20 protein-coding genes, 1 tRNA gene and 1 riboswitch are annotated in these 18,598 nt (G+C 72.8%); of the genes, 12 read left to right on the top strand and 9 right to left on the bottom strand.

Translation table 11 applies throughout. The annotated features are described in order from the left end of the window. Positions 1-24: 24 nt before the first annotated feature. Complete coding sequence (locus IF27_RS16725) at positions 25-720, top strand: FMN-binding negative transcriptional regulator (protein WP_110945970.1); 696 nt, start codon at positions 25-27, stop codon at positions 718-720. Between the two features lie 108 nt (positions 721-828). On the opposite strand, the gene IF27_RS16720 is transcribed toward IF27_RS16725, so the two are convergent. The 3 genes from IF27_RS16720 to IF27_RS16710 all read right to left on the bottom strand — a co-directional run bounded on the left by IF27_RS16720 (position 829) and on the right by IF27_RS16710 (position 4,750). Beyond that, complete coding sequence (locus IF27_RS16720; protein WP_052850380.1) at positions 829-2,160, bottom strand: FAD-binding oxidoreductase; 1,332 nt, start codon at positions 2,158-2,160, stop codon at positions 829-831. After that, positions 2,160-3,386 (bottom strand): condensation domain-containing protein, encoded by a 1,227-nt coding sequence (locus IF27_RS16715; protein ID WP_052850379.1) that lies wholly within the window; start codon positions 3,384-3,386, stop codon positions 2,160-2,162. Before IF27_RS16715 ends, IF27_RS16720 begins: the two co-directional genes overlap by 1 nt. Before the next feature lie 98 nt (positions 3,387-3,484). Next, positions 3,485-4,750, bottom strand: a complete 1,266-nt coding sequence (locus IF27_RS16710) for an aminotransferase family protein (protein ID WP_110945968.1) — start codon at positions 4,748-4,750, stop codon at positions 3,485-3,487. Positions 4,751-5,077: 327 nt separating this feature from the next. Here IF27_RS16710 and IF27_RS16705 point away from each other — a divergent pair, with 327 nt between their 5' ends. Continuing rightward, a complete protein-coding gene (locus IF27_RS16705; protein ID WP_052850378.1) occupies positions 5,078-5,284 on the top strand; it encodes a hypothetical protein in 207 nt (68 codons plus the stop codon). 94 nt (positions 5,285-5,378) lie between these two features. Here IF27_RS16705 and IF27_RS16700 read toward each other — a convergent pair whose 3' ends face one another. The 4 genes from IF27_RS16700 to IF27_RS16685 form a co-directional block, all read right to left on the bottom strand. Further along, the gene (locus IF27_RS16700; protein ID WP_052850377.1) at positions 5,379-5,639 is read right to left on the bottom strand and encodes a type II toxin-antitoxin system RelE family toxin; all 261 of its coding nucleotides are present in this window, start codon (positions 5,637-5,639) and stop codon (positions 5,379-5,381) included. Then, positions 5,636-5,929, bottom strand: a complete 294-nt coding sequence (locus tag IF27_RS16695) for a hypothetical protein (RefSeq protein WP_052850376.1) — start codon at positions 5,927-5,929, stop codon at positions 5,636-5,638. Before IF27_RS16695 ends, IF27_RS16700 begins: the two co-directional genes overlap by 4 nt. 296 nt (positions 5,930-6,225) lie before the next feature. Continuing rightward, positions 6,226-6,313 (bottom strand) — tRNA-Leu (locus IF27_RS16690). A gap of 107 nt (positions 6,314-6,420) precedes the next feature. Further along, a complete protein-coding gene (locus tag IF27_RS16685) occupies positions 6,421-7,050 on the bottom strand; it encodes an ATP-binding protein (RefSeq protein WP_190232988.1) in 630 nt (209 codons plus the stop codon). Between the two features lie 219 nt (positions 7,051-7,269). On the opposite strand from IF27_RS16685, the gene IF27_RS16680 reads away from it, so the two are divergent. After that, positions 7,270-7,512 carry a DUF397 domain-containing protein gene (locus IF27_RS16680; protein ID WP_052850374.1) on the top strand — a complete coding sequence of 81 codons (243 nt, stop codon included), beginning with the start codon at positions 7,270-7,272 and terminating at the stop codon, positions 7,510-7,512. Positions 7,513-7,614: 102 nt separating this feature from the next. Further along, positions 7,615-8,538 (top strand): helix-turn-helix domain-containing protein, encoded by a 924-nt coding sequence (locus tag IF27_RS16675; RefSeq protein WP_052850373.1) that lies wholly within the window; start codon positions 7,615-7,617, stop codon positions 8,536-8,538. A gap of 25 nt (positions 8,539-8,563) precedes the next feature. Here IF27_RS16675 and IF27_RS16670 read toward each other — a convergent pair whose 3' ends face one another. Beyond that, positions 8,564-9,508: an alpha/beta fold hydrolase gene (locus tag IF27_RS16670; RefSeq protein WP_052850670.1), complete on the bottom strand. Its 945-nt coding sequence runs from the start codon at positions 9,506-9,508 to the stop codon at positions 8,564-8,566. Between the two features lie 143 nt (positions 9,509-9,651). On the opposite strand from IF27_RS16670, the gene IF27_RS16665 reads away from it, so the two are divergent. Beyond that, entirely contained in the window at positions 9,652-10,464 is an 813-nt protein-coding gene (locus tag IF27_RS16665; RefSeq protein WP_052850372.1) for a class I SAM-dependent methyltransferase, read from the top strand. A gap of 145 nt (positions 10,465-10,609) precedes the next feature. Continuing rightward, complete coding sequence (locus tag IF27_RS16660; RefSeq protein ID WP_052850371.1) at positions 10,610-11,515, top strand: carbohydrate kinase family protein; 906 nt, start codon at positions 10,610-10,612, stop codon at positions 11,513-11,515. Between the two features lie 13 nt (positions 11,516-11,528). On the opposite strand, the gene IF27_RS16655 is transcribed toward IF27_RS16660, so the two are convergent. Beyond that, complete coding sequence (locus IF27_RS16655) at positions 11,529-11,750, bottom strand: dodecin (RefSeq protein ID WP_052850669.1); 222 nt, start codon at positions 11,748-11,750, stop codon at positions 11,529-11,531. Between the two features lie 116 nt (positions 11,751-11,866). Beyond that, positions 11,867-11,960: riboswitch (ZMP/ZTP riboswitch) on the top strand. A 20-nt stretch (positions 11,961-11,980) separates the two neighbouring features. Here IF27_RS16655 and IF27_RS16650 point away from each other — a divergent pair. The 6 genes from IF27_RS16650 to IF27_RS16625 all read left to right on the top strand — a co-directional run bounded on the left by IF27_RS16650 (position 11,981) and on the right by IF27_RS16625 (position 18,463). After that, positions 11,981-13,441: a glycine hydroxymethyltransferase gene (locus IF27_RS16650; protein WP_052850370.1), complete on the top strand. Its 1,461-nt coding sequence runs from the start codon at positions 11,981-11,983 to the stop codon at positions 13,439-13,441. Positions 13,442-13,468: 27 nt separating this feature from the next. Next, positions 13,469-14,149 (top strand): endonuclease V, encoded by a 681-nt coding sequence (locus IF27_RS16645; protein WP_052850369.1) that lies wholly within the window; start codon positions 13,469-13,471, stop codon positions 14,147-14,149. A gap of 126 nt (positions 14,150-14,275) precedes the next feature. Then, complete coding sequence (locus tag IF27_RS16640) at positions 14,276-14,776, top strand: hypothetical protein (RefSeq protein WP_190232987.1); 501 nt, start codon at positions 14,276-14,278, stop codon at positions 14,774-14,776. Next, complete coding sequence (locus tag IF27_RS16635) at positions 14,773-15,072, top strand: hypothetical protein (protein WP_052850367.1); 300 nt, start codon at positions 14,773-14,775, stop codon at positions 15,070-15,072. The genes IF27_RS16640 and IF27_RS16635 overlap by 4 nt, the downstream gene beginning before the upstream one ends. A gap of 181 nt (positions 15,073-15,253) precedes the next feature. Then, positions 15,254-17,263, top strand: coding sequence for a bifunctional serine/threonine-protein kinase/ABC transporter substrate-binding protein (locus IF27_RS16630; protein ID WP_052850366.1), 2,010 nt, complete (start codon positions 15,254-15,256; stop codon positions 17,261-17,263). Between the two features lie 162 nt (positions 17,264-17,425). After that, entirely contained in the window at positions 17,426-18,463 is a 1,038-nt protein-coding gene (locus IF27_RS16625) for a DUF1996 domain-containing protein (protein ID WP_110945964.1), read from the top strand. Positions 18,464-18,598 lie beyond the last annotated feature (135 nt).

Here is an 18,598-nt window from a genome sequence, read left to right as displayed (position 1 = left end):
GGGCCGCCGGGCGGAGGTGGACGGATGCTGATCCCTCCGATGTACCGGGTGGACGGGGAGAGTTGGGCGGTCGGGGTCATCGACCGGCATCCCCTGGCCCTGCTCGTCAGCAACGGGACGGCGGTGCCCGAGGCGACCCAGGTGCCCGTCGTGCGGCGACCCGGGTCCGGCGACGACCTGCTCACCGGCACCAGCCTGCTGGGGCACATGAACCGGACGAACCCGCACTGGGCGTCGCTGTCGGACGGGACCACGGCCAAGCTCGTCTTCACCGGGCCAGGCGGTTATGTCTCGCCGACGCTCTACCACACCGACGTGGCCGCGCCGACATGGGACTTCGTCACCGTCCACCTCCTGGGAACGGTGCGGCTCGCCACGGATCTCGCCGAATCCCTGTCCGTGGTCACGACGACGGCGCGAACCCTGGAGAGCCGCTTCGGCGAAGGCTTCGACTTCCATGCCTCGCACGAGTACCACCGCTCGATCGCACCAGGTGTGGGCGCGTTCTCCTTCCACGTGGAGAAGGTGGAGGCGATGTTCAAGCTCAGCCAGGAGAAGAGCCCTGAGATCCAGGAGCGGGTCATGGCCTGGTTCGCGGACGGCCACGGCGGCCCCGGCACCGACATCGTCGGCACGATGCGGGAGCTGGGGTTGGGCGAAGGCGTCGCGGAAGAAGGGGAAGCCAGGATCGGCCTGAACCCACAGCCGCATTCCGCCTGATCCTTCCTTGGCGCAATGCCCCTCCGAGGGCCGCCGAGCCTGCGTGGCTCGGCGGCAGCGTCGGTGGCGTCGGTGGGCGGGATCGGCCGATCGTCGCGACGGCGTCGTTCACTGCACGGGGGTGCCCAGGTAGCCGGGAAAGCGGCCCTCCGGATCACGGGCGGCCCTGATCCGCTGGAGCCTGGACCAGGCCGCGTCGGAAAGGATCCTGTCCGGGCGGACGGTGAGGTCGCTGTCGCCGAGGTAGCAGCCCTCCGAGAACGGCGCCAACCTGTCCATGGTGGCGTCCAACCAGGATCGGCACCGGGCGTCGTCGGCCGGGCCGCGGCTGACGACATACGCGGCGAAGTACAGGTCGGGACGGAGCGAGACCGCCATGTCCGGCAGGTCGCGCGACAGTTGAGGGCTGAAGTCGCTGAGGATCGTGAAGGTCTCGGACGTCGGCAGGTCGGCGAGGGCCGGTGCCACTGCCGGGACCAGCTCGGAAGCGGCGCCGGTGACATAGGCGTTGTCCACGAAGTAGCGCAGGCCGCTCGGGCTGCCGTCCGACTGCTCGGCGAACAGCTCGCCCATGTCCGTCGGCCGAGCGACGGTGGACTTCAGGGCCCGGTCGGCCACCGGGCAGGTCTCCAACGGGGCCAGTGAGGACGGGCCGCCGTCGAAGGAGATGCCGTCGATGATCACCACGGGGGAGTCGAGGCCGGACGGGGCGGCTCCGACGGCGAGAAGTCCCACGGACGCGTCCACCTCGTGCCGCACCGAGCTGAACCAGGTCAGCACGTCGGCCGCCAGTTCGGCCGGGTAGACGGAGGTGGACCGGGTCAGGCTCCTGTGACGGGGGCGGGTGCGCAGCCGGAACTCGGTGACCACGCCGAAGAAGCCGGGGCCCGACCCGCGCGCCGACCAGAAGAGATCCGCGTTCTCCGTCTCGGAGCAGCGGACCGCTTCCCCTGACGCGGTGACCACGTCCATGGAGGCGACGGACTCCGCGGCCCAGCCCCAGCCGCGGCAGTTCCAGCCCATCCCGCCCTGGAGCAGGAATCCGCCCATGCTCACGGTCGGGTGGTGCCCGACGGCGAAGAACCGGTCGTGCGTGGCGAGGAACGGGTCCAGGTCCAGTCCGCTGCGTACCGCGGGGCCGACCGCCGCGATGCCGGTGTCCGCGGAGTAGCGCATCCCGTTCAGGGCGGCCAGGTCGATGAGGAGGGCGTCCTCGCGCAGCGACCAGGCGTCCCAGCTGTGGCCGCCCGAGCGGACCGACACCTGCCAGCCCTCCGCCGCCGCCAGCTTCACCCCGGCCGCCACGTCGGCGGCGTCGGCGGCGCGCAGCACGGCCGCCGGACGTCGCGCGGGCAGGCGGCCGTTGAAGATGTTCGCGAGCGCGGCGTCGGAGAAACCGGCGTCGCCGCTGCGCCGGAGGGCGCCGGTGAAGGCCCCCATCAGCGGGCGTCCGAGAGGGCGAATCCCGCAGCTGCGTCGATGAGGGATTCGACGGCCGCCGTGGGGATCGCGTTCTCGTCGTAGCGCACGGCGAGTTCCGGGGCCGCTCCGTCGAGGTACCACGCGAGGACGAGGGGTTCCACCAGCCCGTGTCCGGCCGGTGCCTCCAACGCGACGGACTCCGCCCGTGTCCCCGCGAGAGGCGACCCGTGGAAGCCTTCGCCCGTCTGGTCGAGTGACATGAGCACCCCGCTTCCGTCGCTCACGGACGTCGGGTCCTGGTCCCCGTACTGTCCGAGGACGCTGAACGGGGGCGCGTACTCGAAGGCGTCGAGGCTCTGCGCGAAGACGTGGCGGACCGTTTCCAGCGGACCGCCCGGTCGCCCGTCGAGGCGCATGGGGACGGCCTGGACGAACTGGCCGAGCGTCCTGGCGGTGTGGGGCAGGACACGGCCGTGGTGAGCGACACCGACCTCCACGGTCGAGGCGCTGGTCACCTCCTGGAGGCCCGCCAGGACGGCGGAGGTCACCACGACGAACGGCGTCGCCCGGGCACGTCGCGCGAGTTCACCCACGCGATGATGCGCGTCCTTCGGCAGTGCGTGGCGCACCGTCCTGAGCGAGGGCTCGCCCTCCGTCGTGCCGACGACGGAGAAGGCCGGAGAGGAGGCTTCCCACCTCTCGGCGTACGAGAGCCAGAACGCTCGGCACTTCTCACCCCAACTGCCCGCGAATTCCCGCCGCAGCAGCGAAGCGAATTCCTGATAGGAATCGGCGCGGCCGAATTCCGCGGCGATCGACTCGCCCGCGAGGGCGCGTCCGTACAACTCGCCCAATTCCGCGACGAGAAGATTCCACGAGGTGAGGTCGGTGATGTTGTGGTCGAGTGCGATCCCGAACAGGTGCCTGCGCTCGTCGCGCTGCACGACGACGATGCGCGACAGTCCCACGGCGTCGAGGCGGAAAGCCGATCCGACGAGGGCGACGCGCATCGTCTCGAGCGCTTCGGCGTCCGTGTCGGCGGTGTGGAAGTCCACCTCGGTCAGGGGTTCTTCGTAGGTGCACGCCTCGTCCGGTGAGAGGTAGGCCCTGCGCATGACGTCGTGTCGCAGACTCAGGACGCGCCATGCCGTACGCAGGGCGGCGAGGTCGAGCCCTCCGGTCAGCCATGCCGCGGAGTAGACCAAGTTGTGCCAGTGCGCGTACTGCCCGTTCAGCCGAGCCATCTCGGCGAACGATGTCGGACCCCGCGTAGCCTCAGCCCGGCCCACCGCCATGTCCCTTCCTCCTCGGATCAGGATTCCCACTGGAGCGCGGTGCCAGGTCAGTCGAGCGCGGCGACGGCTCCGCCGAGCTTCTCGACGAGCTCCAGCGACTCGTCGGCGGTGATCGTCAGGGGCGGCGCGATCCGCAGCACGCCGCGCTCGCCGCGTACGAGAAGGCCCTGCCGCATGGCTGCCGTCGCGAGCACTCCGGCCGTCTCCGGCGAGTCGGCCTCGATGGCGATGACGAGGCCCTGCCCGCGGATGTCGGCGATCTTCGGATGGGCCCGGAAGGCGTCGAGGCCCGCCTGGATCCTGGCGCCCTGGGCCGCCGCGTTCTCGACGAGCTTCTCCTCCGCCATGACGTCGAGCACGGCGATCGCGACCGCTGCGGCGACCGCGTGCCCGCCCGTCGTGTGCCCGTAGCGGAGGCCTTGGGCGACCTCGGAGTTCCTGAAGGTGTCCTTGATCGCCGTCGTGGCGGTCAGCGCGGCGAGCGGGATCAGGCCGCTGCTGATGCCCTTGCTGGAGACGACGATGTCGGGCGTGATCCCGTCGTGCTCGAACCCGAACATCCGGCCGGTGCGGCCGAAGCCGGTGAAGATCTCGTCCAGGAGGAGCAACGTCCCGTGCTCGTCGCACAGCCGCCGGAGCCCGGCGAGGAAGCCCTCGGGGAGCACGACGCAGCCACCCAGCCCCAGCAGCGGCTCGACGACGACCGCGGCGGCCGGTGTGCCGTTCTCGAGCGCCTGGGCGAAGCGCGCGAGCAGGGCTTCGGCGCCTTCCGGCGTGCGCAGCGCGCGGGGGGAGGCGGGCAGGGTCACCTGGTCCACCGGGAACCGGTCGTCCCAGTCGTTCACGGTGAACGGCAGCCCCGACAGTTCCTGGCCGAGGGCGGTGGTGCCGTGGTATCCGGCCGCGAAGGAGATGACGCGCTCGCGCTCCTGGCCGAGGTTGCGCCAGTACTGCCAGACGATCTTGAGCGCCGCCTCGATCCCCTCCGACCCGCTGTTGAGGAGGAAGGTCTCGTTCAGGTCGCCCGGCATGATCTCGGCGAGCCGCGCCGCCAGGTTCGCCGCGGGCTCGTGGGACGCGGCCATCGGGTCGTAGTGGGCGAGCCGCCGCATCTGGCTGGTCGCGGCCTCGATCAGCCGAGGATGCCCGTGGCCGCACGACGCGTTCAGCACACCGGAAATACCGTCGAGATACCAGGTGCCTTCCGCGTCGCGTACATGGCATCCCCGCGCCTCGGTGATCTGTAGTTCAACAGGCTCCGTGACCGGTATCCAAGGCCGCCAGAGGAAATTCGAGGAAGCCGATCGGCTCAAGGCATTGCCCTTCGTACGTCGGGTCGTCGGGATTGCCGTGCGGATGAGGTCGCGGACCGTGCATGGTTGTGGCGACGGTCATGCGAAACGGACGCTCACCCCGGACACGGAATGCATTTTCCGTCAGGCTACTGACACCTGTGACGCCCGCGTACTGGCAGGTATCAGGGGCGGGGGAGTGGGCCCGGACTTCCCGTGGGGCTCGTGGCTGACCCTGGCCGACCTGCGCGGCGAGGCGATGGTGGGAGCGGCGTCCGCACCGTCCTGCCCCCCCCGCCGCATCGGCCACGACATCGCACCGGGCCGCCGGACAGGCGGGGGCCTTCCATGAGAAACGGGTGGTGCTGGCCTGAATTCGGCCAGCACGAGACCGCGAACCGCATCCGCGAGGAGTTCCACAGCCTTCTGGCCACCGACGCAGGCCGCGGCGCGCAGCTCATCGTCGCCGCCGAACTCCTCCAGTCCGCCTCACGCGACGATCACACCACCCTCGTCCCACCACATCGGGAACTCATCACCCGGACGAGAACCTGACCTGCGGTACCTCACGACGCCCATGCAGAGAACTGCCCCACCCCGCTGCATGCGGGGTGGGGCGGTTGTCGGCCGCCACGGTGGCCTGTCGTGCTCAGAGCGTGGGGGCCCTACCGACATGCTCGATGCTGATGATCACCGGCTTCCGGCTGACGATCTTGTAGAAGACCCGGTAGAAGCCGACCCGCATCCGGAACTGGTCCCCGCTCCACCGATGCACCCCCGTAGGCTGCGGGTTCCGCAGCAGAAGGTTGATGCTGTCGATGACCTGGTCCGTCCCTGCGGGATCGGACTTGTACAGGCGGGCGAGCGCGCGTTCCGCGTCGGGTGCGAACTGGACCTTCGCCCGGTTCACGAGGTGCCCCTCAGCCTCGCGACGACCTCCTCGCCGTCAAGGGGCTCCTTGCCGTCGCGGCGGTCGATCTCGTTGCGGGCGAAGGCAAGTTCCGCCTTCAGGTCTTCGAGCACCTCGGGATTGATGATCAGGGCGACGATCCGGTCCTCCCCGTCGGTGAGCGCGATGTCATCGCGGGACTCCGCGATCCGGCGCGCCACAGCCCCCAACTGTCTCTGCGCGTCCGGAATCGACATGACGTCCCACGGGCCCAGCTTCCTGAGCCCTTCCAGCGGTGCGTAATCGTCCATATGTCAAGCGTAACGGGATGCTGGCTTCGAAGTGGCTCGTGCAGGGGCCGCATGGCACGGCCACGACCGCGTGTTCGCCCGGGACTTCTTCACGGTTCGCGACCCGGCCGAGCCAGGCGGGCCGCAGGACCCGGAGAAGGTGTCGGCTCGCTGGCGCACCTGCCGCGTGCGCCTCGGGCTCCCGGAGGAATTCCCGGTGCGCGACCGGCGGGCGTCGGGGGCACCAACGACCTGGCCGCCTCACGCTCCAGCCGGATCAGGCTGGGCACGGTCGCCTGACGAACACGATCGTTTGCTGGTGTCCGAGGGGGGACTTGAACCCCCACGCCCATAAGAGGGCACTAGCACCTCAAGCTAGCGCGTCTGCCATTCCGCCACCCGGACGAGGTGTGCGCGCGGGCCCGTGGGCCGCGGTGACACGGGCAACCATATCAAGTCCCGAGCGGTGCCACCGCCGCCTGCACGGAGCGTGAACGAGAAGGAGCGGCAGGTCAGGACGCCAGCTCGGACGACGGGCCCAGCGTCTTGAGCCAGGAGGGGCCGCTGAGGAGTTCGAGCAGCAGCAGCAGGCGGGTCAGCGGGTCCCAGTCCGGGTCGTCGGCCGCCGGGCCGTCGGAACGGTCGGTGCGCGCGTCGTCGGAGAGCAGCGCCCAGACCGCCTTGCCGTGCCGGTCGGGCGTGGTCCAGCCCCAGTTCGCCGACAGCGCCGACAGGACGTGCAGCCCGCGTCCCGACTCCTGGAAGTGGTCGGGCTCCTTCACTCGGGGCGCGCCCTGGCCCGGGTCGAAGACCGCGCACAGGACCGAGCCCTCGCAGTGCACCAGGCTCAGGAGGAACGGCTCGTCGGCCGTCGCGGGCGGCAGGGGGCGGTGGGCGCGGCTGAGGGGCCTGCCGTAGCGGACCGCGTTCGTCACCAGCTCGGAGACGATCACCGACGCGTCGTCCACCAGGCGGCCGAGGTTCCAGCCGCGCAGCGTGCGCTCCGTCATCCGCCGGGCCTCGCCCGCGGCTCCCGGGGAGCAGCCGAACGCGAGAGTGGCGAATCCTGCCGCGTCGGCGGCTCCGCCCGGGGACGGCGGCACCTCGTAAGGGGCCATCGTGGCGAACGGGAGAGCTGTCATGAACGACCTCCGCGACGTGCTGGCTCCGCCCTGGGGCGGCGGCTCCGCTAAGTCCATCCTCATCCAGCTCAGCGTATCCCTGCAAGTACATCTGAAAGAACGAATGCAAGAACAGGTGCAAGAACAGATGCAAGAACGCTCACAGTTGAGGCACTATTCGGTCAGTGGCTGTCCACACCCCACGGGCGACAGCCGGACCAACAGAACGTAGGAGTCGAAATGCCGCAGCTCGTCAACGGTGTCCCGGCCGGCCTGATCGAAGGCGCCGCATGGCGCAAGAGCGGACGCAGCAACCCCAACGGCAACTGTGTGGAGGTCGCGGGCCTGCCCGACGGCGACGTGGCCGTCCGCAACTCGCGCGACCCGCGCGGCCCCGCGCTCATCTACACCCGCGCGGAGATGACGGCCTTCGTCCTGGGTGCGAAGGACGGCGACTTCGACGACCTGGTGGACCGCGCCTGACCGATTCGCCCTGAGCTGCCCGGTGTTGCCCGGGAGCAACTGTACGACTGGCTGCAACAGTGCGACACTGGGCCCGATTTCAACAACTCAGGGGACAAGATCATGGCGTCAGCTCAACCAGGCAACGCCTCCTCGGTGCGGGACCTCCTGGCCCATCCGAGGGGTGGACCCACGGTCCTGCGGATCGTGCTCGGCACCCATCTGCGCCGCCTCCGTGAGGAGTGCCGCATCAGCAGGGAGGCCGCCGGGGACGCGATCCGGGGCTCGCACGCCAAGATAAGCCGCCTGGAGCTGGGCCGGGTGGGTGCGAAGGAACGGGACGTCGCCGATCTGCTCACGCTCTACGGAGTGCACGACGAGCCACGGCGCGGACAGCTCCTCGCACTCGCCCGGCAGGCCAGTACGCCGGGCTGGTGGCAGAAGTACAGCGACGTCCTGCCCAGCTGGTTCGAGACGCTGATCGGCCTTGAGGAGGCCGCGTCGGTGATCCGCACCTTCGAGGTGCAGTTCATCCCCGGTCTGCTCCAGACGCGCGACTACGCCCGCGCCTGCATCAGGCTCGGCAACCCGAGGGCGAGCGAACGCCAGGTGGAGCGCCGCGTCGAACTGCGCATGGAGCGGCAGAAGATGCTGTTCAAGGACCACGCGCCCAAGCTGTGGGCCGTCGTGGACGAGGCCGCGCTGAGCCGCACCCTGGGCAGCAACGAGACGATGCGCGGCCAGATCCGCCACCTGCGCGAGCTGGCCGACCGGCCCAACGTCACGATCCAGGTGGCGCCGTTCCGCATGGGCGGACTCGCCGCCGCGGGCGGGCCGGTCACGATCCTGCGCTTCCTGGAGCCCGACCTGCCGGACATCGTCTACCTGGAACAGCTCAACAGCGCCCTCTACCTCGACAAGCGCGACGACGTCGAGGACTACCTCGCGGTCATGGACAGCGTGTGCGCCACCGCCGAGCCGCACAGCAAGACGCCCGATCTGCTGGACGGGCTGCGCGTGCTCGACGGGCTGAAGAAGACGCTCTGAGCCGACGCCGGGACGGCCGCCGCCCTCACTCCGGCAGGCGGTCGTCCAGCCACGCGACGAGGTCGTCCCGCACCTCGTCGCGGTTCGTCTCGTTGAGGATCTCGTGCCGCGCGCCGGGCCAGGCCCGCCACGTCAGGTCGCCCACGCCGCCGTACCTGAAGTCCTCCAGCAGCTCGTAGACCAGCGACATCCCCGCGTGGCACGGGTCCTGGTCCCCGACGACGACGCGCACCGGCAGGTCGTCAGGCACCCGCGCCTGCTGCTCCGGCTCGTTGATCTTCCGCACGCCGAGCACCCAGTCGAGCGCGAGCCCCGCGCTGAACGGGAAGCCGCAGCCCTCGTCGGCCACGTACGCGTCCACCTCGGCCTCGTCACGCGACAGCCACTCGAAGCCCGTACGGAACGGGTACGGGTCGTTGAACGACGCGAACAGCTCCGGCACGAACTGCGACGCCGCGCCCCGGCCGCCCGCCTCGATCTCCGCGCCCAGCCGCTCGACGGCCGTCTCCGGCTCGCAGCCGGGCAGCGACCTGAAGGTGCCCGACAGGATCAGCCCGGCGAGCCCTTCCCCGTGCTCCTGCGCGTAGTCCCTGGCCAGTTGCGAGCCCATGCTGTGGCCGAGCATCACCAGCGGCAGGCCGGGGAGTTCGACGCGCGCCTGCTCGCCGACCGTCCGCAGGTCACCGACGACGGCGCGCCAGCCCGAGTCGCCGACCACGCCGATGCCGCCGGTGTGCGGGGCGGTGGCGCCGTGACCCCGGTGGTCGGAGGCGACGACGGCGAAGCCGTGCGCCGTCAGCTCCTGCGCGAACCGGTCGTAGCGCAGGGCGTGTTCGGCCGCGCCGTGGACCAACTGGACCCAGGCGCGGGCCGGTCGGCCGGACGGCAGCCAGGTGTACGTCGCGACGGGCACCCCGTCGGCGGCCAACGTGAACTCGGTGCGGGCGGCATGGTCCTGTGCACTCTCCACGATCACTCCTCCTGTGCGCTCTCTCCACCGTTCTCGAACGCCGGTACCCGCCGATCCGCCTTTTCGTGCGAGCCTGGGCGGAGCATCCGTGCTCCGCCCCGAATCCCGTTGCGGGCCCGCGTGTCGGCGGACGACCATCGAGGATGACCGCCCACCCCGAACTCCCTCCCGACGTGCTCGCCTACTACGCCCAGGGCCGCGAGGACGGCCGTCTGTCCGACAGGGACGGCGCCCCGGCGGACACCCGGCTCGAACTCTGGCGTACCCAGGACGTCCTGCGGCGCACGCTGCCCCCGCCACCCGCGCGCGTCCTCGACGTCGGCGGCGGCAGCGGCGTCCACTCCCGGTGGCTCCGCGACGACGGGTACCGGACCGTACTCCTCGACCCCGTGGCGCCGCACGTCGCGCAGGCCAGGGCGTACGGCCTCACCGCCGAGCCGGGCGACGCGCGGCAACTCCCGGTCGCCGACGCCTCGTTCGACGCCGTGCTGCTCCTCGGCCCGCTCTACCACCTGCCGGAGCGCGCCGACCGGCTGCGCGCCCTCACCGAGGCACGCCGCGCCGTCCGCCCCGGCGGGCTCGTCGCCGCCGCCGCGATCAGCCGCTGGGCCCCGCTGACCGACGCCATGCTCCAGGGCCATCTGTACGCGCCGGGGCGGCTCGACAGGACGCTGGAGCACGTGCGCACCGGCCACCTGCCCGACGGGAGCATGGGCTTCACCACGGCGTGGTTCCACGAACCGGCCGCGCTCGCCGAGGAGTTCGCCGAAGCCGGGCTGCCCGGCGCCGTCACGCACGGTCTCGAAGGCCCCGCCTGGCTGATCGGCGACATGCGGGAACGGCTCGACGACCCCGCCGCGCGCGCCACCGTCCTGGCCGCCCTGCGTGCCGTCGAGACCGCGCCCGCGCTGCTGGGCGCCAGCGCCCACCTGCTGACGACCGCACGCGCGGCCTGACGGTCCGTGTTGACGGGGGCGGGAGCGCCGGGCGATGCTCCATCGCGCCGCACCCCGCAGGCACGTGCCCCCGCCCGGTCACGCGCCGTAACGGAGGGGGCGTGCCTGAGCCGCCGGGCGGAACCCAGTGGAGAGTCGAGGCCGCGTGAGCGAGAGCAGGACAAGGGTCACCGTCGTCGGGGAGGTACTCGTCGATCTGCTGTGGCGCTCCGGCGCCACCGAGCTGCGGGCCGTGCCGGGCGGCAGCCCCGCCAACGTGGCCGTCGGCCTGCACCGGCTGGAGCGGCCTGCGACCCTCCTCACCGCCTGGGGCGACGACCCGCCGGGCGCGCTGGTCGCCGCGCACCTCGGCCACATCGGCGTGGACGTGCGGCGCGTGCCGTCCGGCACGGACCGCACCGTCGTCGCGCTCGCCTACCTCGGCGCGGACGGCGGCGCGACGTACGACTTCCTCGCCGACTGGGACCCGCGCGAGCTGCCCGTCCCCGAGGACACGGCCGTCCTGCACACCGGCTCGCTCGCCGTCGTCGTCGAGCCGGGCGCCGCGCGCGTGCGCGACCTGTGCCGGGCGCAGCGGCAGCGCGGCGTCACCGTCGCGGCCGACCTGAACGTACGGCCCGCCGTCCAGCCCGACCGCGACGCCTACCGGGCCGCCTGCCGCGCGCTCGCGAGCTCGGTTGACGTGCTGAAGGCCAGCGACGAGGACCTGGCCTGGCTCTACCCGGGCACGCCGCCCGCCGATGCGGCGCGGCGGCTGCTGGACGCGGGGCCGAGGCTCGTCGCCGTGACCCTGGGCGCGCGCGGCGCGCTGGCCGTCACCGCGGCGCACGAGGTGCGCGTCGCCGCCCCCGAGGTCACGGTCGTGGACACGGTCGGGGCAGGGGACGCCTTCCAGGCGGCGCTGCTCGACGCCGTCGCGGGACAGGGCGGGCCGCCGACCGATCCCGGGGTGCTCTCGGCCGTCCTGGCGCACTGCGCGACCGCCGCGTCCGTCACCTGCACGCGCCCCGGCGCGGACCCGCCGACCCGCGCGGAGCTGGCCGCTCTGTGACGCGGCCGACGCGTCAGCCGTCCGCCTCGCCGTCCAGCCGGAACCCGACCTTCAGCCCCACCTGGAAGTGCGCCACCGCGCCGTCCTCGATGTGCCCGCGCACCTGCGTCACCTCGAACCACTCCAGCAGCCGCAGCGTCCGCGAGGCGCGCGCGACGCCGTTCCTGATCGCCGCGTCCACGCTCTCGCTGGACGACCCGACGATCTCCGTCACCCGGTAGACGTGCTCGCTCACCCTGGCCTCCGATCGGCGGCGGGCGAGGGGGTGCCGCACCGCCCCTCCACGGTGCACCTGACCCGGCCGTTCCGCGACCTCGGCCCCCGCCGCCCGGAGGGCGCGGTGCTACCCTCGCACCGGGCCGTGACTGGCGCGTCGAAGATGGACAACCATTGGGGAGCGGCCCCCCGTCGGAGCGATGAGGAGCCGTGCGCCTGGGCTGTCGCCACTCACTCTCAGGAGGCCCCATGACCACGGAATCCCCGCAGCGCTCGACCGCCGAGACCGCGTCCGCCGCGTTCCGCGACAGCCTGGACGTCGTCCGCGGCGTCGAGCCGCGCATCGCCGACGCCATCGGCCGCGAGATCGAGGACCAGCGCGCGTCGCTCAAACTCATCGCCAGCGAGAACTACGCCTCGCCCGCCGTGCTGCTCACCATGGGCAACTGGATGAGCGACAAGTACGCCGAGGGCACGGTCGGCCGCCGCTTCTACGCGGGCTGCCGCAACGTGGACACCGTCGAGTCGATCGCCGCCGAGCACGCGCGCGAGCTGTTCGGCGCCCGGCACGCCTACGTCCAGCCGCACTCGGGGATCGACGCGAACCTCGTCGCGTTCTGGGCGGTGCTCGCCTCGCGCGTCGAGAGCCCGGCGCTGGAGCGGGCGGGTGTGCGCCAGGTGAACGACCTGGACGACGCCGACTGGTCGGCGCTGCGCCGCGAGCTGGGCGACCAGCGGATGCTGGGCATGTCCCTGGACGCGGGCGGCCACCTCACGCACGGCTTCCGCCCCAACATCTCCGGCAAGATGTTCGACCAGCGCAGCTACGGCACGGACCCGGAGACGGGCCTGCTGGACTACGACGCGGTCCGCGCGGCGGCCCGCGAGTTCCGCCCGCTGATCCTCATCGCCGGGTACTCCGCCTACCCGCGCCTGGTCAACTTCCGCGTCATGCGGGAGATCGCCGACGAGGTGGGCGCCACGCTCATGGTGGACATGGCGCACTTCGCCGGGCTCGTCGCGGGCAAGGTGCTCACCGGCGACTTCGACCCGGTGCCGCACGCCCAGATCGTCACCACCACCACGCACAAGTCGCTGCGCGGCCCGCGCGGCGGCATGGTGCTGTGCGACGACTCGCTCGCCGACCAGGTGGACCGCGGCTGCCCGATGGTGCTGGGCGGCCCGCTGCCGCACGTCATGGCGGCGAAGGCCGTCGCGCTCGCCGAGGCGCGGCAGCCCGCGTTCCGCGACTACGCGCAGCGCATCGTGGACAACTCCCGCGCCCTCGCCGAGGGTCTGACGCGGCGCGGCGCCCGCCTCGTCACCGGCGGCACCGACAACCACCTCGCGCTGATCGACGTCTCCGGCTACGGCCTCACCGGCCGCCAGGCCGAGGGCGCCCTGCTGGACGCGGGCATCGTCACCAACCGCAACGCCATCCCGCGCGACCCGAACGGCGCCTGGTACACCTCCGGCATCCGCATCGGCACCCCCGCTCTCACCACCCGTGGCCTGACCACGGACGGCATGGACGAGGTCGCCGACCTGATCCACACGGTCCTGTCCCGCACCACCCCCGGCACGGCCAAGAGCGGCGCCGCGTCCAAGGCCACCTACGTGCTGGAGGACGGCGTCGCGGCGCAGGTCGCGGACCGCTCCGCCGACCTGCTCGCCAAGCACCCGCTCTACCCGGGCATCGACCTGAGCTGACCCGAGCTGAGCTGAGCTGACACGACGGTGATCGACCACACCACCCCGGCCACCGAGGAGGAGGCGACGGCCACGCAGCTGCGGCTGCGCGCGCTGACCGTCCTCGACTCCTCGGGGCCGCGCCCCGGCGCCCCCGGGACCCTCGTGGCCGGGGTGGACGTGGCGTACGACGACGAGCGGGGCGTCGTCGCCGCGGCGGCCGTCCTGCTGGACGCGGCCACCCTCGCCGTCACCGAGACGGCGACGGCCGTGGGGCCCGTGCCGTTCCCCTACCTGCCCGGGCTGCTGGCCTTCCGCGAACTGCCCGCCGCGCTTGACGCGTTGGGCAGGCTGAGTCGTACGCCCGACCTCGTCGTCTGCGACGGGTACGGCATCGCGCACCCGCGCCGCTTCGGGCTCGCCAGCCATCTCGGCGTGCTGACGGGGCTGCCCGCGATCGGCGTCGCGAAGACGCCGTTCCTCTTCACGTACGAGCCCCCTGGGCCGCGCCGTGGCGACCGGTCGCCGCTGCTCGACGGCCCCGACGAGGTCGGCGGCGCGCTGCGCACCCGTGACGGCGTGAAGCCCGTCTTCGTCTCGGCCGGCCACCGCACGACGCTCGACGACGCCTACGCCCACACCCTGCACCTGACGACGCGCGGCTTCCGCCTCCCGGAGACCACCCGCGCCGCCGACCACGCATGCCGGGCGGCACTGCGCGCGGCGTGACTGTGACAGACCTGCGACCCTTCGTGTGGGCCGCGTCACAGGCGGCCTGGCCCGTCTCTGCTCCACTCGGCGGATGACCCTTCCTGCCTTCGCCGCACATGGCGGAAGAACCTTGAGGCGGTGCGCATGCTTCCCCTGCTCCTGACCCTGTGCCTGCTCGCGGCCGTCCCCGTGCTCGCCTGGCGCGGCGTCAGGGCGCTGCTGCGGCGCGACGGGGAACGCCCCCGGTCCGTAAGCCTGTTGCGCGGCCTGGCGACGCTCGTCGGCGCGCTCACGGTGGCCCTGTACGCGTGGGGGATGCTCAACGGCTGGCTCTCGGACGCCACCGCGTCGAGCGGGGGCACCGACTCGTCGCCGCCGCAGGAGTGCCGCACGGAGGGCTGGCAGGACCGGCCAGAGATCACCGGCCACCACCTCGACTACGTGCCGCTGCGGTTCGTGTGCACGAGGGCCGACGGCAGCAGCTACGCCACCGACGACGTGCCCGCGTACGTCAACCCGGCGGTGTTCGGCGCCGCGTTGACGACGGCCGCGCTCTTCGTCGCGGCGGGTGTGGAGTCGGAGCGTCGCGAACGGGCGGCGCCCGCAGGGCAGTACGCGAGGTCCAAGAACCGGACTCCGACATGACGGTGGAGTGGCGCGGGCCGTGGACGCCGTACTGGTGGCGGCTGACGCACCGCGATGCGGGAGGCAGCCCGTGGCTCCCGATGGGCCCCGGCCCGCTCACGCCCGTGCCGAATCAGGCACTCGCCACCGGCACGCTCGCCGACTGGGCCGCCGAACTCCTCGCCGGTGCGGTCGATGAACTGGACGACCTGCGCGGCGAGTTGCGGCTCGAATGCTTCGACCACCCCATGCCCGCGCCCGACTCCGCGCCCGTCCTCACCCGCACGGCCGGGCTGACCGGCCCCGGGCGCCGCTGAGCCGCCCGCCCACGCGCCCCCGTACGGCGCGTGGGCGAGATGGCGCGCCGTCATCTGTCCGGGCAATCATCCGCACAGGCGCGCAATTCACCCCGCTTGCACGGTGCGTCGCCGCGTGGAAACGCTAAGGTGACGCCCGGCGCCGGAAGTCCGCGCCGCGCGAACCGGGAGAACGAGGCGCGTGAAGGACCTGGAACCGTCGTACCCACGGCGGATCGGGGCCTATCGGCTGTTGGGGCAGCTGGCCGAGGGCCGTACCGGCGTCGTCCACCTCGCCCGCGCGCAGGACGACGCGCCCGTCGCGCTGAAGGTGATCAGGCCTGAGCACGTCCGCGCCCCCGGCTTCCGCCCCCGCTTCGAACGCGACGTGGCCGCCGCGCGCCACGTGCGGCACCCCCACCTCGTCACCGTCATGGCGGCCGACACGGCGGGCCGGACCATCTGGGCCGCCTACCCCTACCTGCCAGGCCCGACGCTGCCCCGCGCCGTCGCCACACGCGGCCCCCTGCCCGTCCGCAGCACACGCATCCTCGGCGCGGCCCTCGCGCAGGCGCTGCGGGCCGTGCACGCCGCCGGGCTCGCCCACCGCGACGTACGGCCGGGCCACATCATCCTGGCCACGGACGGGCCCCGGCTCACCGGCTTCGGCGGCAGCGGAACCGTCCCGTCGGGCCCCGGCACGGACGCGGCGCGCGACATCCTCGGGCTCGGGCACGTGCTCGCCGTCGCGGCGGCGGGCCGCCCGGCCCCCACCGGTGGGGAAACGTGCGAGCCCCCGGACCTCGCCGACGTGCCGCGCGCGCTCCGCGAGATCGTCCAGGCGTGCCTGGCGGCCGACCCCGTCGTACGGCCCACCGCCGCCGACCTGTGCGCGGAGTTGGCCGAACGCCGCCGCTTCGGCTGGCTCCCCGCACCGCTCGCCCAGGACGTCGCGGACCGGTACGCCGCGCCGCTGCCCGACCCGGAAGGGGCCGCGTCCGACGCGGACGTGACGCCGGAAGTCCCGCCCGGCGCCGGGCCGTTACCCCGCCGCCGCGCGGGCGCGCTGATCGGCGTCGCGGCCGTCGCCCTGGCCGCCGCGGGGACCGCGGCCCTGACCCGCCGCCGGGGCGGCGGCGCCCCAGGCGAGCACTACACCATCGGCCTCCAGGCCGATCTCAGCGGCCCGCACTCCGTGTTCGGCACAGGACAGCGGCACGGCGTGACGCTCGCCGTGGAGGAGCTGGCCCTCCTGCGCACCCTCCCGTTCACCGTCACGGCGCGGACCGTGGACGACGGCGGCGATCCGCAGCGCGGCGCCCTGCTGGCCCGCGAACTGGCCGCCGACACGTCGGTGATGGCCGTCATCGGCCCGACCACCGACGACGTCGCGGGCGCCGTGACCGCCCTGTACGCGCGGGCACGGCTGCCGCTGCTCGCGCTGTCACCCGGCGGGTTCGAGCCGGGCCGCGGCCACGACACCGTGCTGCGCGGCAGGCCGGGCAGCGCGCAGGCGGGACGGGCCGTGGCGCGGCTGATCGGCGCCGAACTCGGCGCGGGGCGCGTCGGGTTGGTGGAACCGGCGGAGTCGGGCCGCTCCGGCGGGCCGCGCACCGACGTCGTCCGCGCCGCGCTCGGCGAGCACCGGATCACGGTGCTGCCGACCGTCCGCGTACCCGCGTCGGGGGCCCTGGGACCGGCCGCGGCCTGGCTGGTCGCTAAGCACGCCGACACCGTCCTGCACGTGGGCCCCGCCCGCAGCGCGGGCCGCCTGGCCGCCGCGCTGCGCAAGGCGGGCTTCACCGGCGTCGGGCTGGCCACGCAGGAGGCGCTGGCGCCGCCGTTCTTCGCCGAGGCGGGCGACGCCGCCGAGGGCTGGCACTTCGTCACCCCCTACAGCGACCCGACCGCCGACCCGGCGGGCAAGGGCTTCACCGCAGCGCACGAGGGCCGCTTCGGCGCGCGCCCCGACCCGTACGCGGTGGAGGCGTACGACGCGGTCCGCTTCCTGACGGACGCGATGGCGCGGCTGCGGGGGCGCGGACCGCTCACGAGGGACGCGCTCGTCGCCGGGCTGCGGCACGCGGCCCGTTGGGGCATCGGCAGGCAGCTCGCCTTCGACGCGGCGGGGAACTACACGGGGACGGGCCCGGCCGTCTACCTCTACCAGGTCACCGCCGAGGGGCTCGCGTACCGCTCCAGCGGGGTGTGACGCGCGGGGCGCGCCGCGTCGCGGGGGACCGGCGGGTACCGGGAAAGTTCCGGCGTCACCGGTTATTGACATGCCCTCAGCATTGCGGAAACACTCCCTGGCATGGGAGAGCGCTCTCCCGGGCTCTCCCGCTCCCATCCCCCACTGGATCGAGGAGATCAGATGCCTCGCAGATCACTCCTGTCCTCCGGCCTGTCGGCCGCCGCAGCCCTCCTGCTGACGGTGGGCGGGCTCGGCGTGATGAACAGCGCCGCCGCGTCCGACGCCCCGGCGTCCGCCGCCGTGGCGGCCCCGGCCGCCGTCGGCCCGGCGGCGGCGCCCGGCGGGTGGATCCCCGTGGACCCGCCGGTCGAGGGCATCCCGCCGTCCCCCGACGTGCCGTACGCGTCCCACCACGAGTTCCAGGCCAACTGTTCCGTCAACCACACCGCGCCGGACGACCCGATCGTCTTCCCCGGGCTCCCCGGCGCCTCGCACGACCACACGTTCATGGGCAACGACACGACCTACGCCGGTTCGACGCTCGACTCCCTCAGGGGCGGCGACACGACCTGCAAGGTGCCCGGCGACCTGACCGCGTACTGGATGCCGACCATGTTCAACGGCGACCAGGAGGTGCGGCCCATCGGTGAGCAGGTCATCTACTACAAGGCGGGTGTCACCGACTTCAGGACGGTGCGGCCGTTCCCGCCCGGGCTGCGCTACGTCGTCGGCGACCCGGCGCAGAGCGAGCAGGCGTTCCTCGACGCGACGGTCGAGGGCTGGGAGTGCGGCGACTCGTTCTTCAACTCCAACATCCCCGACTGGTGCGCGCCCGGCTCGCAGCTCAACCTGCGCTACCAGGCGCCGAGTTGCTGGGACGGTCGGCACCTCGACTCGCCCGACCACAAGGCGCACATGGCGTATCCCGTGCCGGTGGCGAACAACCACGACGTCTGCCCGGCCAGTCACCCGGTGGCCGTGCCGATGATCGAGTTCAAGATGGCGTTCCCCGTCAGCGGGGACACGTCGCAGGTGCGGCTCGCCAGCGGTGAGGGCTACTCGTTCCACTACGACATCTTCAACGCCTGGGACGTCCCGGTCCTCGCGCGGCTGGTCGAGCACTGCATCAACGGCGGTCTCCAGTGCGACGCCAGGGGCTTCGACCAGTACAAGCCCGAGCGCGGCGCGGCGCTGAACGAGAACTACGAGCTTCCCTGACCGGGCCCGCGCGGTGGAGCGCTCTCCCTCCACCGCGCGGCGCCCTCGCAAGAAAGAGCCGTCCCCCGGCCGCCGTTTCCGGCGACCGGGGAACGGTGCTGTGCGGGGAGGCACAGCGTACGGTCCGGGGCGGCG

The organism is Streptomyces avicenniae, assembly GCF_000719135.1.
Lineage (GTDB): Bacteria > Actinomycetota > Actinomycetes > Streptomycetales > Streptomycetaceae > Streptomyces > Streptomyces avicenniae.
The sequence above is the reverse complement of the archived record's forward strand: the minus strand, read 5'-3'. Positions and strand labels throughout refer to the sequence as shown.

Excerpts from the sequence above, each read along its gene's own strand:
- IF27_RS16725 (WP_110945970.1), top strand. The coding sequence starts at position 25 with ATGCTGATCCCTCCGATGTACCGGGTGGACGGGGAGAGTTGGGCGGTC.
- IF27_RS16720 (WP_052850380.1), bottom strand. The coding sequence starts at position 2,160 with ATGGGGGCCTTCACCGGCGCCCTCCGGCGCAGCGGCGACGCCGGTTTC.
- IF27_RS16715 (WP_052850379.1), bottom strand. The coding sequence starts at position 3,386 with ATGGCTCGGCTGAACGGGCAGTACGCGCACTGGCACAACTTGGTCTAC.
- IF27_RS16705 (WP_052850378.1), top strand. The coding sequence starts at position 5,078 with ATGAGAAACGGGTGGTGCTGGCCTGAATTCGGCCAGCACGAGACCGCG.
- IF27_RS16695 (WP_052850376.1), bottom strand. The coding sequence starts at position 5,929 with ATGGACGATTACGCACCGCTGGAAGGGCTCAGGAAGCTGGGCCCGTGG.
- IF27_RS16685 (WP_190232988.1), bottom strand. The coding sequence starts at position 7,050 with ATGACAGCTCTCCCGTTCGCCACGATGGCCCCTTACGAGGTGCCGCCG.
- IF27_RS16680 (WP_052850374.1), top strand. The coding sequence starts at position 7,270 with ATGCCGCAGCTCGTCAACGGTGTCCCGGCCGGCCTGATCGAAGGCGCC.
- IF27_RS16675 (WP_052850373.1), top strand. The coding sequence starts at position 7,615 with ATGGCGTCAGCTCAACCAGGCAACGCCTCCTCGGTGCGGGACCTCCTG.
- IF27_RS16665 (WP_052850372.1), top strand. The coding sequence starts at position 9,652 with ATGACCGCCCACCCCGAACTCCCTCCCGACGTGCTCGCCTACTACGCC.
- IF27_RS16650 (WP_052850370.1), top strand. The coding sequence starts at position 11,981 with ATGACCACGGAATCCCCGCAGCGCTCGACCGCCGAGACCGCGTCCGCC.
- IF27_RS16640 (WP_190232987.1), top strand. The coding sequence starts at position 14,276 with ATGCTTCCCCTGCTCCTGACCCTGTGCCTGCTCGCGGCCGTCCCCGTG.
- IF27_RS16635 (WP_052850367.1), top strand. The coding sequence starts at position 14,773 with ATGACGGTGGAGTGGCGCGGGCCGTGGACGCCGTACTGGTGGCGGCTG.
- IF27_RS16625 (WP_110945964.1), top strand. The coding sequence starts at position 17,426 with ATGCCTCGCAGATCACTCCTGTCCTCCGGCCTGTCGGCCGCCGCAGCC.